The organism is Streptomyces sp. XY006, assembly GCF_002237655.1.
GTDB lineage: Bacteria > Actinomycetota > Actinomycetes > Streptomycetales > Streptomycetaceae > Streptomyces > Streptomyces levis.
Genome location: NZ_NOKT01000011.1, coordinates 167,088 through 181,271, shown reverse-complemented (window position 1 = coordinate 181,271; position 14,184 = coordinate 167,088). Strand labels below are relative to the sequence as shown.

General features: G+C 74.2%; 13 protein-coding genes. 6 read left to right on the top strand and 7 right to left on the bottom strand.

Annotation, left to right across the window (positions count from 1 at the left end):
* The 5 genes from CHR28_RS15045 to CHR28_RS15025 form a co-directional block, all read right to left on the bottom strand.
* Positions 1 to 1,368, bottom strand: a complete 1,368-nt coding sequence (locus tag CHR28_RS15045) for an alpha-lytic protease prodomain-containing protein (RefSeq protein WP_094054124.1) — start codon at positions 1,366 to 1,368, stop codon at positions 1 to 3.
* A gap of 159 nt (positions 1,369 to 1,527) precedes the next feature.
* A complete protein-coding gene (locus CHR28_RS15040) occupies positions 1,528 to 3,192 on the bottom strand; it encodes an alkaline phosphatase D family protein (protein ID WP_094054123.1) in 1,665 nt (554 codons plus the stop codon).
* A 221-nt stretch (positions 3,193 to 3,413) separates the two neighbouring features.
* Positions 3,414 to 4,178, bottom strand: a complete 765-nt coding sequence (locus CHR28_RS15035; RefSeq protein ID WP_094054122.1) for a metallophosphoesterase family protein — start codon at positions 4,176 to 4,178, stop codon at positions 3,414 to 3,416.
* Complete coding sequence (locus CHR28_RS15030; protein ID WP_094054121.1) at positions 4,175 to 4,459, bottom strand: BON domain-containing protein; 285 nt, start codon at positions 4,457 to 4,459, stop codon at positions 4,175 to 4,177. Before CHR28_RS15030 ends, CHR28_RS15035 begins: the two co-directional genes overlap by 4 nt.
* 10 nt (positions 4,460 to 4,469) lie before the next feature.
* Positions 4,470 to 5,147 carry a nucleotidyltransferase family protein gene (locus tag CHR28_RS15025; RefSeq protein WP_094054120.1) on the bottom strand — a complete coding sequence of 226 codons (678 nt, stop codon included), beginning with the start codon at positions 5,145 to 5,147 and terminating at the stop codon, positions 4,470 to 4,472.
* 326 nt (positions 5,148 to 5,473) lie between these two features.
* Between CHR28_RS15025 and CHR28_RS15020 the strand changes: the two genes are divergently transcribed.
* The 3 genes from CHR28_RS15020 (at position 5,474) to CHR28_RS15010 (ending at position 10,710) form a co-directional block, all read left to right on the top strand.
* Positions 5,474 to 5,680, top strand: coding sequence for a hypothetical protein (locus CHR28_RS15020; RefSeq protein WP_094054119.1), 207 nt, complete (start codon positions 5,474 to 5,476; stop codon positions 5,678 to 5,680).
* Positions 5,681 to 5,796: 116 nt separating this feature from the next.
* A complete protein-coding gene (locus tag CHR28_RS37790) occupies positions 5,797 to 6,375 on the top strand; it encodes a hypothetical protein (protein ID WP_179272446.1) in 579 nt (192 codons plus the stop codon).
* A gap of 15 nt (positions 6,376 to 6,390) precedes the next feature.
* Positions 6,391 to 10,710 carry a cation-translocating P-type ATPase gene (locus CHR28_RS15010; RefSeq protein WP_094054117.1) on the top strand — a complete coding sequence of 1,440 codons (4,320 nt, stop codon included), beginning with the start codon at positions 6,391 to 6,393 and terminating at the stop codon, positions 10,708 to 10,710.
* A gap of 87 nt (positions 10,711 to 10,797) precedes the next feature.
* On the opposite strand, the gene CHR28_RS15005 is transcribed toward CHR28_RS15010, so the two are convergent.
* The gene (locus CHR28_RS15005) at positions 10,798 to 11,247 is read right to left on the bottom strand and encodes an SRPBCC family protein (protein ID WP_094054116.1); all 450 of its coding nucleotides are present in this window, start codon (positions 11,245 to 11,247) and stop codon (positions 10,798 to 10,800) included.
* 152 nt (positions 11,248 to 11,399) lie between these two features.
* On the opposite strand from CHR28_RS15005, the gene CHR28_RS15000 reads away from it, so the two are divergent.
* From CHR28_RS15000 to CHR28_RS14990, 3 genes are all read left to right on the top strand, one after another.
* Entirely contained in the window at positions 11,400 to 11,843 is a 444-nt protein-coding gene (locus tag CHR28_RS15000) for a phage holin family protein (protein ID WP_179272445.1), read from the top strand.
* Positions 11,840 to 12,271: a DUF3618 domain-containing protein gene (locus CHR28_RS14995; protein WP_094054115.1), complete on the top strand. Its 432-nt coding sequence runs from the start codon at positions 11,840 to 11,842 to the stop codon at positions 12,269 to 12,271. The genes CHR28_RS15000 and CHR28_RS14995 overlap by 4 nt, the downstream gene beginning before the upstream one ends.
* Before the next feature lie 223 nt (positions 12,272 to 12,494).
* A complete protein-coding gene (locus CHR28_RS14990) occupies positions 12,495 to 12,947 on the top strand; it encodes a flavodoxin family protein (protein ID WP_094054114.1) in 453 nt (150 codons plus the stop codon).
* 10 nt (positions 12,948 to 12,957) lie between these two features.
* On the opposite strand, the gene CHR28_RS14985 is transcribed toward CHR28_RS14990, so the two are convergent.
* Positions 12,958 to 14,100, bottom strand: a complete 1,143-nt coding sequence (locus CHR28_RS14985; protein WP_373453355.1) for a YhjD/YihY/BrkB family envelope integrity protein — start codon at positions 14,098 to 14,100, stop codon at positions 12,958 to 12,960.
* Positions 14,101 to 14,184 lie beyond the last annotated feature (84 nt).

Sequence of the window (14,184 nt, the reverse complement as noted above, 5' to 3'; positions counted from 1 at the left end):
TCACACCCGGTGCCAGAGGGCCGGTGTGCGGGTGGGCGCCCAGGGGCCCTGCGCCTGGTGCGTCTGCAGGCACTGGTAGCGCGCACCCGCGTGGACCACCGTGGCGCCGGCCTCGTACACCCGGCCCGCGGCCCAGGCCTGCGCCACGTTGCCCTGCGGCTGCGGGTCCTCGGCCTCCGCCGTCTTCAGTGTCAGGCCGAAGTCGCCGAGCAGCGGATTGATCGGCTGGTAGAACGTCGTGCCGCCGTTCTTGCAGTCACCGGTGCCGCCGGACGTCACGCCCTGCGCCTGCACACCCGAGACGTACGGGCCGCCCGAGTCGCCCGGCTCGGCGCACACCGTCGTCTGGGTCAGCCCGTCCACCTTGCCCTCGGCGTAACTGACGCTGGTGTCGTGCTGCTCGACCTTCCCGCAGTGCCAGCCCGTGGTGGAACCGGAGCGGCACACGGCGGCCCCCACGAGCGCCTGGACCGAGCCGGTGATCTGCACCTTCTGCTCGCCCTCGCCCTTCACGTTCGCCGTGGCCGTCCACTTGTCGTTGACGGCCACCCAGGACATGTCCTTGCCGGGGAACGTGGACGCCTGGAACGTGCCCTGCTCGGCCTTGTCGAACCCGGTCGTCTTCGCGCCCTGCTTGCCGCAGTGACCCGCCGAGGCGAAGCCCTGCTGGTCGCCCTTGGTGACGGAGAAACCGACGGAGCAGCGGGCGGTGCCCTCGATGTAGTAGGCGTCGCCGCCCGTGACCTCCGCAAAGAGGCGCGGCCGGTTCGCCGTCACCTTCACGGCCACGCTCTTGGCGTCCAGACCCGCCGCCTTGACGAACGCGGCCGCGGCGGCCTTGTTCCCGGCCTCCACCACGACCCGGTTCGCCGGGATGTCGACGTACCACAGCGGCGTCTCACGCGTGTCGGCCTTCGCCGCCGCCGCGTCCAGCTTCTCCTTCGCGGCCCGCAGGTCGCGCAGCGGCTTCTTCACCACGGCCGCCTTCGCGCCCTGTGCCTTGATCGCGGGCACGTCCGCGGCCTTCGTGGTCGCCACCACGAGCTCCTGCGACGTCGTGCCGCGCAGCCAGGCACCGGCGAAGCGGTCGCCCAGGGCGTTGCGCAGCAGCCCCGCCCGGGTGCCCGCCTCCGCCTCGTTGACCAGCCGCCGGGACGCCTGCGCCGGGGTCAGTCCGAGATCGCGCTGCAGGGCGCGCAGCACGGGAGCCGACGGCCGGTCGGCGCCCAGGGTCTGCGCGGCCGTGGGCAGGGGACCGGCCGCGGGCGTCGGCTCGGCCGCCGCCGAGGCGGGGAGCCCGGTGGCGACGAGGGCGCCGAGCGCGGTGAGGGCCGCCCGGCGGCCGGTCAGGGCGTGTCTGTGGACCATTCGCTGTGTCTCCTTCGGTCACGGTGTCCGATGGGGTTCTCGATCACGTGCAGCTCCCGCACAGGCCTTGCCGCAACGGCCCGGCGTGATGTCCCCGGCCGTCCCGGTTCGCGCTCTGGTGCCGCGAAGGGCGCCATGTGCAGTACCGGGCGCCGGGCGTCACGCGGACTTCAGCCCGGGCGAGCCCACCTCCGTGACGAAGGACGCGGTCGTCGAGATGGTGCCGCCGGGCTTCGTGATGCCCGAGACGGTGCGGAAGTCCACCTGGGCGTTCTCCTCGCCGAGCTCGACCCGGACGTAGCCGCGCCGGCCGTCGAAGTACTTCATGTGCGGGTTGGCCTTCATGTAGGTCTCCCAGTCGGACGGCTTCTCGGTCCCGTCGCCGCCGCTGGCGATGGAGGTGCAGGTGAACTCCGTGCCGACCGTCTTCGACGCCGGGTCGTCGAAGTTCTCCTTGATGTCGAAGGCGTACCCGACGTGGACGTCGCCGGTGAGGACCATCCAGTTGGCGACGCCCGCGGCCTTCGCGCCGGCCATCACGCGAGCGCGGGAGGCGCGGTAACCGTCCCAGGCGTCCATGGAGACCCGGGCCGGCTCGGTCAGGTCGAACTTGCGCTGCGAGAAACACACCTGCTGGGGCATCACCTTCCACAGCGCGCCGGAGGACCGCCAGCCGTCCAGCAGCCAGCGCTCCTGGGCGTCGCCCGTGAGGGTGCGCGCCGGATCGTCCGACTCGGCGCCCGGGGCGTGCGGCCGGTCGTTGTAGGCCTGGTCCGAGCGGTACTGGCGGGTGTCGAGGATGTCGAACTGGGCGAGCGAGCCCCAGGCCAGCCGGCGGTACAGCCGGGCGTCCGGGCCCTGCGGCAACTGCTCGGCGCGCAGCGGCTGGTTCTCCCAGTAGGCCCGGTAGGCGGCGGCCCGGCGCACCAGGAACTGGTCCTGCGGGCCGCCCTTCTCGTCGACGGCGCCGGCGTAGTTGTTCTCCGTCTCGTGGTCGTCCCAGGTGACCACGAAGGGATGCCGGGCGTGCGCCGCCTGCAGGTCCGGGTCCGTCTTGTAGAGCGCGTAGCGCAGCCGGTAGTCGGCCAGGGTGGTCGTCTCGCGGTTGAACACGTCGGGCAGCTTGCGGTCGGTGTAGCGGCGGGCCCCGCCGGCGGAGTCCACGGCGTACTCGTAGAGGTAGTCGCCGAGATGGAAGACGACGTCGACGTCCTCCTGCGCCAGGTGGCGGTAGGCGGTGTAATAGCCGTCCTGGTAGGCCTGGCAGGCGACCGCGGCCAGGCGCATGCCGTCGGCGTCGCTGCCCGCGGCCGGTGCCGTCCGGGTCCGGCCGGTGGGACTGATCCAGGCGCCCACCCGGAACCGGTAGTAGTACTCGCTGTCCGGCATCAGGCCCTTGACGTCGACGTGCACGCTGTGCGCGTACTCCGGGTGGGCCGTGGCCACGCCCCGGTGCTCGACGAAGCCGAACCACTCGTCCAGGGCCACCTCCCAGTACACGACGACCCGTTGCTGCCCCAGGCCGCCGTCCTCCGCGAACGGCTGGGGGGCCAGCCGCGTCCACAGGAGCACCGAGTCGGGCAGCGGGTCCCCGGAGGCCACCCCGAGCGTGAACGGGTCGTCGGTGATCCGGGCGGCGTCCAGTTCGCGGGCGGCGGTGGCGCCGCGGGCCGGCCGGTTGGTGGAGAAGGCGAGCAGCGCGGCCGCCGCGGTGACGGTCAGGAAGCGACGGCGGGCGACGTGCGGGGCAGCGGAGCGCAGTACGGCGTCGTGCGGGGAGAAGGCATGCTCGGACGGTGGTCTTTGACGGCCCGTCAGCGCCATCTGAGGTCCTCTCGTACGGGGCAGTTGCGCCCCGGGCGGACGCGTGGGGACATCGCCGACGTGCGGAGCGCGGAGCTCGCATGCTAAGCAGACAAAATGCCTGAAACGGGCACGACGTGCGGGGGGTTCACACCACAGGCGGTACGAGAGGGATCACGGCCGCGGGCACACGAAAGCGCCGCCGGCCCGGGGCCGGCGGCGCGAGGGGAGGGGAGTCGGTTCTAGTGGGCCGCGTGCGCGGCGGCCGTGGAGGCCGCACGGTCGCGGACCGGCAGGTGGTAGACGTGGAAGGCCCGCCCGATGACCGGCTGGGCGACGTTGCGCACCTTCACGCCGCCGCTCGTCATGCCGTGCTCGGTACCGGCGTGCGCGTGCCCGTGCACCGCGAGATCGGCGCCGGCCGTGTCGATGGCCTCCGCCAGCAGATAGCTGCCCAGGAACGGGTAGATCTCCAGCGGCTCGCCCGCCAGCGTCTCCGCGACGGGGGAGTAGTGGGTCAGCGCGATCCGCGCGTCGCAGTCCGCCTCGCCGAGCTGTTCCAGCGCCGTGCGCAGGCCGTCGGCGGACCGGCGCGAGTAGCGGACGAACTCCTTCATCACCGGCTCGCCGAACTCCCCGGCGCAGCGGCCGACGAACCCGCCGCCGAACCCCTTGGTGCCGGCCACGCCGATCCGGGCCCCGCCGCTCTCCACGACCGTGTGCTCACCCTCCAGGACGTGGGTGCCGGCGTCCCGGAGGATGGCCGTGACCTCGTCGGGGCGGTCGTCGTGATGGTCGTGATTGCCCAGGACGGCGACCACCGGAACACCGAGGCCCTGCACCTCCCGGGCGACCACCCGCATCTCCTCGGGCGTGCCGTGCCGGGTCAGGTCGCCGGCCAGCAGCAGGAGGTCCGCGCACTCGGGCAGGGTCTCGAAGGCCGGGCGCAGCACGCCCTGGCTGTCGGGCCCCATGTGGATGTCTCCGACGGCTGCGATGCGGATCATGCCAGTTCCTCCGCGTGGTCGGGGGAGGACGCCTCGGTCACCACGAGGTCGCTGTGCACCGGGATCCCGGCCAGTTCCTCGTGGACGGTGCGCAGGATCTCCTCGCGGCAGGGGGACGAGGGCACGGTGCCGGTGAGCAGCACCGCCTGGCCGCGGGCCTCGACCCGCACGCCGAGTTCGCCGAGCTCACCCGAGGCGAGGCGGTCCTGCAGATGGGCGATGCGGTAGTCCAGGTTCTCCGCCGGCCCACCGCCGGCGTCCTGGGAACCGTGGGTGCTCATGGGTGCTCCTTCAGATGACGTTCAGGCGCTCCAGCAGGAAGAAGAAGGCTGCGGGCATGGGCTCGTCGCCGCACTCGCGCCGCACCCGGTCCCAGTCGACCTTCTCGCGCAGGGCCCGGGCGATCGGCAGGGCGGCGCCGAAGTCGCAGTGGTGCTCGGAGAACGCGGCGGTCAGGCTCCACAGCAGGTCGGTCGGGGCCAGCACGGGCATGCGCACCGAGTCGACCGACAGCTCCTCCGCCCGCTCCAGCATGTCGGCGCCGACCGGCCGGTGCGCCAGCTCGAAGATGATGTCCACCGGCTGGCCGAAACACGTGGCCTTGATCAGCCAGTCCTCCGGCGGCGTGTAGACCGTCAGCCCGGCGTCGCGCAGCGTGGCCGCCACCGCGTCGGCGTCCTCGGGGCGGATGGCGAAGTCGACGTCGTGCTGGAGGTTCTTCTCGCCGCCGTGGGCGTAGGCGGCCACGCTGCCGGCCAGCGCGAAGAGATGCCCCTTGCGCTTCAGCAGCGCCCCCACCTGCTTGGCCGCCTCCAGGATCGCCTGGTTGCGGTCCAGGGGGAGTTCGTGCGGCGGCTCGTCCGCCGACGGGTCCTGCCGCGGCGCGGGCTCGCCCCCCTGCACTGCCGTCCCGAGGTCGGAAACCCCCGGTCGCCGGACGAGCGTCGCGTCATCCCCGTTCTGCGTCATGACCACTCCCCTTCACCGAACCGGACCAGCCGCTCCCGCGCGGCGTCCGGACCCAAAACGGCCTGCGTGTCTGCCAGCAGCGAGTACCCGGCGCGCCCGCGCCGACACGGAAGGCTCCGGCCGTCCTCGCCGGGCCCGGCCCGCGTCCCGCCCGGCCCGGCTGCCGTCCCCCCCCCGGATTCCCGGCCACCCGGTTGCCGTGCCGCGAATGCCCGGTCCCACCCGGCTGCCGGACCCCTGACCCCCGTCCGGCTGGCGGCCCCGGCACCTCCTGGCGACGCTGGGACGGCGTCGCCGTCCGGCCCGCCCGCTACGAAGGAGCCCCCATGCGCACCCTGCCGTACGCCCTGCTCACCGCCCTGGCCCTGGTCGCTCTCGCCGCCCCCGCCCGCGCCGCGGCGCTCCCGGCGGACGTCACCGCGGGCCAGTGCATCGCCGGTGGAGGCATGATCATCATTTCCGCCGTGGGGGACGGATCGCCCTGGAGCAAGCGCTGCATGGGCGGCATCCACGACGGCCAGAGCGTCGTCTGACGCCCGGGTCGCAGCCTCGGGCGAACAAGACAAGCGCATACCCTACCGAAGACGGAATATGGGGCGAAAGGATGGGAAACCGGAAGCAGCCCATCCATGCGCTCGCGGAGGTCGCCATGAACCAGGACACCCCCCGTTCGTCCGATCTTCCGCAGCCGCTGCGGGCCGTCGCCTCGGGTCTGCGCCACCTGCCCGGCGCGGAACAGGTCGGCAAGGTCGCCACCGGCGCCCTCGACAGGATCGGCGCGGTCTCGCCGCGCGGACGCCGGATGGCCGTCTACGCCGGTGCCGGCGTGCTCGGTGTGGCCGGAGTGGTCGAGTGGCCCGTGGCCCTGACCGGCGCCGCCGTCGCCTGGCTCACCCGGCCGCGGCCCGGACACGCCGACACCTCACCCGACGGCGCCACCGGCACCACCCGGCCGGGCAGGACGTCCACGGCCGGGGCAGAGGACGAGCCGGACACCTCCGCGTACGGACCCGGCGCCCGGCTCGCCTCGTCGCACTACCGGCACGACCGGCCGGAACCGCACGTGCACGAGCAGCCCGCCAAGGTGGGCGACACCGCCACCGCCTCCGCCCTGAAGCAGGTCGCCGAAGCCACCGCCCACCACGGCGAGGACCCGCATCACGGCGAGGACCCGCATCACGGCGACCGCGCCCACCGGCGCGGGCACGACGGTCACCCCACCGGCTGAATCGGGAAGCAGAAGATGCTCACACGCTTCGACGTCGCCCCGCTCGTCGGGGCCGTGGCCGGGGCGGCCGCCGGGGCCGCCCGCGGCACCGCCCAGGGAGTGACGTCCGTCTACGACACCACGCGCCGAGTCCGCAACGTCGCGCGCAACGCCCTCACGGGCGGCCGGCACTGGACGGCGGGGCAGCACCTGCACCTCGCCCTGCGCCGCCCGGGCGGCGACGCCGGCGCCCTCGCCCGTCAGGTGGCCGAGGAACTCGTCGACCACCCGGACGTGCTCGCCGCCTTCTGGGACGAGGGCCTGGGCCGGCTGGTGATCACGCTCGCTGAGGACGCCGTCACCGACCGCGTCACCGAACGGGCCACCGAGCTCGCCGCGCGTTTCGGCCTCAGCGAGGACGCCGATCCGGAGGCGCCCGAGACCGCGCACCCCGGCGACCCCGGCGAGGTGCGCGTCAGCGCCGCGGCGATCCTGCTGGACGCCGCCGGAGCGGCCGGTGCCCTGGCCGGCCGCTCCCTGCGGCTGCCGCCCACCTCACGCATCGTCACCGCCACCGTCACCCTGCTGCGCGAGAATCCCCGCTTCCGGGCCGTGCTCCGCCGCCGCTTCGGCCCCTCCGGCATGGAGCTCGTCCTCGCCGCCGCCAACGCCGCCGCGCACAGCGTCGGACAGACCCCGCTGGCGCTCCTGCTCGACGGGCTCCTGCGCGGCACCCAGCTCACCGAAGCCGTGGCCAGGGCCGCGGCCTTCGAAGCCCTGCACGACGACCTCAGCCACCCGGGACGCACCAGCCTGCCCGGCCCCGCGGACGCCCGGCCGCCCCTGAAGGTGACTCCCGCCCAGGAGTACGCCTCGCACGCCAGCACCGGAAGCCTCGCCGGCGCCGCCGCCACCCTCCTCGTCACCCACAACGCGACCGACGCGGCCGAAGCGGTCCTCGCCGGCTCCCCGAAGGCGGCCCGGTACGGACCGGCCGCCTTCAGCGCGACCCTCGGCACCTTCCTCGCGCACGCCGGGATCCTCGTGCGCAGCGGCGAACGGCTGCGCCAGCTGGAGATCGCCGACGCCCTCGTCCTGCACGCCGACGCCCTGCGCACCGGCCCCGAGGACGACAGCGATCCCGACGACCCCGTGCACCCCTTCGCCGAGGCCGTCCTCGACGCCGCCCGCCGCGCGCGACTGCACGTCGTCATCGCCGGCGGCTCCGACCTCAAGGACATCACCCGGCTCGCCGACGAGGTCGCCCCGGGCAGCCGGCCGTTCGGGGACGTCGTACGGGCCCTGCAGGACGACGGCCACGTCGTGGTCACCGTCGCCCGCCTGCACGAGTCCGGTGACGGGCCCGTGGTGGCCGGGCTGCCCGCGGGCGACGTGGCCATCGCCCTCACCGACGGCCGCGCCGCCGTCTCCTGGGGCGCCGACGCGCTCGTCCCGGGCGGCCTCGCCGACGTCTGGCGGCTGCTGACGGCCATCCCCGCCGCCCGGCGCGTCGGACGCCGCTCCCAGACGCTCGCCCGCGCGGGCGCCGCCCTGTCCGGGCTCCTGGTCGCCCGCGGCGGACAGCCTCCGGGCCGGCACCTGCTGTGGCCCCTCACCCGGCACGCCCCCGTCAACATCGCCGCCGCCAACGCCCTGCTCACCGGCTGGCTCGAAGCCACCCGGGTGGCCCGGGCCACCCCGCCGCCACCCCGGCTGCACATCCCCTGGCACGCCCTGGAACCCCACGAGGCCCGCGAGCGGCTGGGCCGTGCCCACCGCGACGAGGAGCCCCGCGGACTCGCCCTGCTGGCCGACCGCTCCCGCCGGCGGGCGGCCCGGGTGGTCCGCCACCCCGCCGTCACCCCGGCCCGCTGGACGTGGCAGGCGGCCGGCGCGGTCCGCCGCGAACTCGACGACCCGCTCACCCCCGTCCTGGCCACCGGCGCCGTCGCCTCGGCGCTGCTCGGCTCGCTCGTCGACGCGATGCTGGTCGTCGGCGCGATGGACCTCAACGCCGTCACGGGCGGGCTCCAGCGGATGCGCGCCGAACAGGCCCTCGCGCGGCTCGCGGCCCGCCAGCAGCCCAAGGCCCGCAAGCAGGACAGCCGCAAGCGCACCGTCACCGTCGACGCCGCCCGGCTGCGCCCCGGGGACGAGATCAGCCTCGGCGCCGGCGACGTCGTACCCGCCGACGCACGGCTGCTGGACGTCGACGGCCTGGAGGTGGACGAGTCGGCGCTCACCGGCGAGTCCCTGCCCGTGACCAAGTCCGTCGAGGCCACCCCCGGCTTGCCGGTGGCACAGCGCACCTGCATGGTGTTCGAGGGCACCACCGTCGTCGCCGGTCGGGCCACCGGGCTCGTCGTCGACACCGGCGAGCAGACCGAGGCCGGCCGTGCCGTCACGCTCGCCGCCCGCACCCCGCCGCCCGCCGGCGTCCAGGCCCGTCTCCAGGAACTCACCCGCAAGGCACTGCCGGTGACCTTCACCGGCGGCGCCGCCGTGACCGGCCTGTCCCTGCTGCGCGGCAGCCCCGTCCGGCGCGCCGTCAGCGGCGGTGTCGCCGTCGCCGTCGCCGCCGTGCCCGAGGGATTGCCGCTGGTCGCGACCGTCGCACAGATGGCGGCCGCCCGCCGGCTGTCCCGGCGCGGCGTCCTGGTCCGCACCCCGCGCACCCTGGAGGCGCTCGGCCGCGTCGACACCGTCTGCTTCGACAAGACCGGCACCCTCACCGAGAACAAGCTGCGGCTGGTCCGCGTGGCCACCGCCGACGGCACCGTCCTCGCCACCGACGCCGAACAGGCCGTCCCGGTCGTACGGCTGGCCGCGCGCGCCTGCCCGCAGGAGGAGACCGGGCAGGGCCGCCGGGTCGCGCACGCCACCGACGAGGCCGTCCTCGACGTCGCCCCGCCCGACGAGGGCTGGACCCCCACCGGCGAGCTGCCCTTCGAGACCCGGCGCGGCTACGCCGCCGCGATCGGCCGCGACGGCGACCCCGGCGTCGGTGAACTCCTCGTCGTCAAGGGCGCCCCCGAGACGATCCTGCCCGCCTGCCGGGACCTGCCCGCCCACGCCACCGACACCGCCCACGAACTGGCCGGCAAGGGCCTGCGGGTCCTCGCCGTCGCCCGCCGCCCCTGCCGTGCCGACGATCCGGACGCCGAACTCGAAGCGCCCCTCGCCGACCTGGAGTTCAGCGGCCTGGTCGCTCTCGCCGACGTCCCCCGCGACACCTCGCACGGCCTGCTCGTGGAGCTGCGCCGCTCCGGCATCCTGCCCGTCATGCTCACCGGCGACCACCCGGAGACCGCCCGCGCCATCGCCCTGCAACTGGGCTGGCCGGAGGAGACCGAGGTCGTCACCGGTGACGAGCTGGTCGCCATGGAACGCCGCGAGCGCGTCCGCGTCCTGCACGGCGCGGGCGTCGTCGCCCGGGTCGCACCCGAGCAGAAGCTGCACGTCGTCGAGGCCCTGCAACAGGCGGGCCGGGTCGTGGCGATGGCGGGCGACGGCGCCAACGACGCCGCCGCCATCCGCGCCGCCGACGTCGGGGTCGGCGTGGAGTCCCGCGGCTCCGCCGCCGCCCGCAACGCCGCCGACCTGGTCCTGACCACCGGCGACCTCTCCGTGCTGGTCGACGCCGTCGCCGAGGGACGCGCCCTGTGGCGCAGCGTCGCCGACGCCGTCAGCATCCTCATCGGCGGCAACGCCGGCGAGGTCGGCTTCAGCGTCCTCGGCACCCTCCTCGCCGGCGCCTCACCTCTGTCGACCCGTCAACTGCTGCTGGTCAACCTGCTCACCGACATGTTCCCGGCCATGGCCGTCGCGGTCACCCCCAGCGACGACCCCTCCACCGCGGAACACGCCGACGACGGGCCGATGGGCCTCAAGGTCCTCGGCGCGCCCCTGCTGCGCTCCATCCGCCGCCGCGGCATCACCACCTGCCTCGGGGCGGTCACGGCGTACCTCATCGGCCGCCTCACGCCCGGCACCGAACGCCGGGCCACCACCATGGCCCTGTGCGGTGTGGTCGGTGCCCAGCTGGTGCAGACCCTCTCCGGACGGCGCCGCAGCCCGCTGGTGTGGGTCACCGCCCTCGGCTCGGCCGCCGTGCTCGCCGCGCTCGTCCAGACGCCCGGCGTGAGCCACTTCTTCGGCTGCACCCCGCTCGGCCCCGTCGCCTGGGCCGGCGTGGCCCTCGCCATCGCCCTGTCGGCGCTGGCCCCGCGCCTGGAACGCCTCCCGGCCGTCCACGCCCTGTACGACGGCGCCGCCCGGCTGGCCCTGCACCTGAACGACCTCGTCCGCCGGGGCCGGCACCTGCTGCAGAGCGGCATCGCCAGCCCGGTGGCCTGACGGACCGGCACGCGAGGCGGCGGCCGACCCCTGCCGGGGTGGCCGCCGCCTCGTACGCTCGCCGGGCTCGAATGCTCGCCGGGCCGGTCAGACCTCGCCGCGCCAGGCGCCCGTCTCCGTCCCGCGCGCCTCCATGAACTCCTTGAAGCGCCGCAGGTCTCCGGAGACCTGCCGCTTGACGAACCCGAGCTTGTCGCCCACCGTCTCGGCCACGCCACTGGGGTCGAAGTCCATCTGCAGCATGACCTTGGTCGTGTCGTCCTGGATGCGGTGGAACGTCACCACACCGGCCTGCTTGGCTTCACCGTTGACGGTGGTCCACGCGACGCGCTCGTCCGGGATCTGCTCGGTGATCTCCGCGTCGAACTCCCGCTCCTGGCCGCCGACCTTCGTCACCCAGTGCGTCAGGGTGTCGGTGCGCTGCTCGATGCGCTCCACGCCGTCCATGAACTGCGGGAACGTCTCGAACTGCGTCCACTGGTTGTAGGCCGTGTGGACCGGGACGCGGACCTCGATGGATTCCTCTACCTGCGACAAGGCGGTACCTCCCTTTCTCGTTCGGTGAGCGAGGCGTCGGGTACCGGATTCCGCGCCGCTCACTCATGATCGGCACGACTTCTGTGACCAGGTGTCCTTTCCGCCTCGTCCGGGGTACCCGGCCCGGGACAACAGACCGGGAGGTGATCGCCATGACGGACACGGACCGCACGGCATCCGCCGCCACGCGCCCGAGCTCCGCGCCGACGGCCGGGGACGAGCCCGTGAGCGAGCTGGTGCAGCGCGCGACGGCACAGCTCACCGAGCTGGTGCGGGGCGAGATGCGCCTCGCCCAGGCGGAGATGACCGAGAAGGGCAAACGCTTCGGGAAGGGCGGCGGCCTGTTCGGCGGGGCCGGCGTACTGGGTTTCGTCACCCTGCAGGCCCTGGTGGCCACGGTGATCGCCGCCCTGGCGGTACCGCTCCCGGTGTGGGCGGCGGCCCTGATCGTCACGGCCGTCCTCGCCGTCGCCACCGGTGTGACGGCCCTGGCCGGCCGCAAGCAGGTGCGCCAGGCCTCCCCGCCCGCCCCGCAGCGGACCATCGACAGCGTCAAGGCCGACGTGGCCGAGATCAAGGAGAGTGCACAGCGATGACCCAGCCCCCGCACGACGAGCCGACCGCCGGCAGCCCCGAGGAGCTGCGCGAGCAGGTCGAGCGCACCCGCCACGAACTGGGCGACACCGTCCAGGAGCTCGCCGACCGCGCCGATGTGAAGGCCCGCGCCCGCGAGAAGGCCGTGGCCGTCAAGGAGCAGGCCGGGCAGAAGGCGCAGGCCTGGCGCGGGCAGGCCATGGCCAAGGCGTCGGACGTGGCCCACGCGGTGGAGGAGAAGCTGCCCGAGCCGGTGAAGCAGAAGGGTGCCGCCGCCGCTCAGGGCGCGAAGGAGAAGGCCGCGCAGGCGGAGCAGGTCTGGCAGGACAAGGCTCCGGAGCAGGTGCGCGACCACCGGGCCGCCCTGCTGGCGGGCGCCGGCGCCCTGATCGTCGCCGTCCTGCTGATACGCCGCCGCAGGAACGGCTGACCTCCGGCCCGAAGGCACGGCTGCCCTCGGGCCCGACGGCCTCGGCCCCCGTCACTGCGCATGGTGACGGGGGCCGAGGCCTGTCTGAGGGGGGGGCAGCCTGCGGTGACGCGGGCCGCAGCCCACGATGACGGGCCGCGGCTTGCGGTGGCGGGGCCTGCGAATTTCGGCGACGCGGGCCGCGGCTTGCGGTGGCGGAGCCCGCACGGCAAGGTCGGGAGGCGTGGCCACCTTGCTGATCGTCCAACACACGCCCTCGCCCCACTGCCAGGCGATGTTCGAAGCCGTCCTCTCCGGGGCGACGGACCCCGAGATCGAGGACGTCCGGGTCGTGCGCGTGCCCGCGCTGTCGGCCACGGCCTCCGACGTCCTCGCCGCCGACGGCTATCTGCTGGGCACCCCCGCCAACCTCGGCTACATGTCCGGCGCCCTCAAGCACTTCTTCGACCAGGTCTACTACCCCTGCCTGGATGCCACGCGGGGGCGTCCGTTCGGCTACTGGGTGCACGGCGGCAACGACGTCACCGGAGCGGTCCGCGGAATCGAGTCGATCACCACGGGCCTCGGCTGGCGCCGCGCCGCCGAGGCCGTCACCGTGACCGGCGAGCCGGACAAGGGCGACACCGAACGCTGCTGGGAACTCGGCGCGACGGTCGCCGCCGGGCTCATGGGCTGAGCGGGCCGGGTCAGGTCCCCTCCAGCCGTCGCCGGTCCTGCTCGTCCCACTTCCGGGTGTCGCGCGGCTGCGTGTACGGCTCGGCCTCCGGCGGATGCCCACCGGCGATCGCCCGCTGCCGCACCGTCTCCGCGTCGAACTCCAGGCCGAGCAGGATCGCCAGATTGGTGATCCAGAGCCAGATGAGGAAGACGATGACACCGGCCATCGTCCCGTAGGTCTTGTTGTACGAGGCGAAGTTGGCCACGTAGAGGGCGAAACCGGCGGACGCGATCAGCCAGATGCCCAGGGCCAGCAGACTGCCCGGGGTGATCCAGCGGAAGCCCTTCACCTTGGCGTTCGGGGTCGCCCAGTAGAGAATCGCGATCATGGTCGTCACCAGGATGACCAGCACGGGCCACTTCGCGATCGACCACACCGTCAGCGCGGTGTCGCCGATGCCCAGGGCCGTCCCCACCTGCCGGGCCAGTCCGCCGGTGAAGACGACGATCAGCGCGCTGATCACGGCCAGCACCATCAGCACGACGGTCACGCCCACCCGCACCGGCAGCAGCTTCCACGCCGGCCGGCCCTCGGGCATGTCGTAGACGGCGTTGGCGGAGCGGGTGAAGGCCGCCACGTAGCCGGAGGCCGACCAGATCGCGAGGACGATACCGACGATCGCCATGAGCGAGCCGATGCCGGCGTTGCCCTGCAGCTGCTCCACGGCCCGGGTGATGATGTCGCGCGCCGAGCCGGGGGCGAGCTGCTGGATGTTGTCGATCACCTTGTCGGTGGTCGACCTGCCGGTCAGGCCCAGTATCGACACGAGCACCAGCAGCGCCGGGAACAGCGCCAGCACGCCGTAGTAGGTCAGCGCCGCCGCGCGGTCGGTCAGCTCGTCGTCCTTGAACTCGCGCAGGCTGCCCTTGAGCACCGCACCCCAGGAAGCCTTGGGCAGCTCGGTCGGCGAGTCCGGTGCCGCGCGTTCCACCTCGGGCCCGGGCCCGGGCTCGTCGGTGCGGGCGGCCGCCTCCCGGCGTTCCGCCCCGGATGCCGGGCGTGAGTCCCCGGGCCCTGGGCGTGAGTCCCCGGGCCCTGGGCGCGCGTCCTCCGGCTGCGGGGCCTCGGCCGCCTCGTGGTCTTTTCGTCCTGGTATGTGCAGTTTCACCATAGGGGCCGGGTAACCCCGGACCGTGGCCTTAAGCCGAGCGCGCCGAGGCCGTCACCGGGCGGCTTCGTCCCGCAGGCCCAGCCC

What these genes read in the sequence shown, in the direction of transcription:
- CHR28_RS15025 (WP_094054120.1), bottom strand. Translation starts at nt 5,147, where the DNA reads ATGACGCAGAACGGGGATGACGCGACGCTCGTCCGGCGACCGGGGGTT.
- CHR28_RS15040 (WP_094054123.1), bottom strand. Translation starts at nt 3,192, where the DNA reads ATGGCGCTGACGGGCCGTCAAAGACCACCGTCCGAGCATGCCTTCTCC.
- CHR28_RS14995 (WP_094054115.1), top strand. Translation starts at nt 11,840, where the DNA reads ATGACCCAGCCCCCGCACGACGAGCCGACCGCCGGCAGCCCCGAGGAG.
- CHR28_RS15000 (WP_179272445.1), top strand. Translation starts at nt 11,400, where the DNA reads ATGACGGACACGGACCGCACGGCATCCGCCGCCACGCGCCCGAGCTCC.
- CHR28_RS15010 (WP_094054117.1), top strand. Translation starts at nt 6,391, where the DNA reads ATGCTCACACGCTTCGACGTCGCCCCGCTCGTCGGGGCCGTGGCCGGG.
- CHR28_RS14985 (WP_373453355.1), bottom strand. Translation starts at nt 14,100, where the DNA reads ATGGTGAAACTGCACATACCAGGACGAAAAGACCACGAGGCGGCCGAG.
- CHR28_RS37790 (WP_179272446.1), top strand. Translation starts at nt 5,797, where the DNA reads ATGAACCAGGACACCCCCCGTTCGTCCGATCTTCCGCAGCCGCTGCGG.
- CHR28_RS15020 (WP_094054119.1), top strand. Translation starts at nt 5,474, where the DNA reads ATGCGCACCCTGCCGTACGCCCTGCTCACCGCCCTGGCCCTGGTCGCT.
- CHR28_RS15030 (WP_094054121.1), bottom strand. Translation starts at nt 4,459, where the DNA reads ATGAGCACCCACGGTTCCCAGGACGCCGGCGGTGGGCCGGCGGAGAAC.
- CHR28_RS15035 (WP_094054122.1), bottom strand. Translation starts at nt 4,178, where the DNA reads ATGATCCGCATCGCAGCCGTCGGAGACATCCACATGGGGCCCGACAGC.
- CHR28_RS15045 (WP_094054124.1), bottom strand. Translation starts at nt 1,368, where the DNA reads ATGGTCCACAGACACGCCCTGACCGGCCGCCGGGCGGCCCTCACCGCG.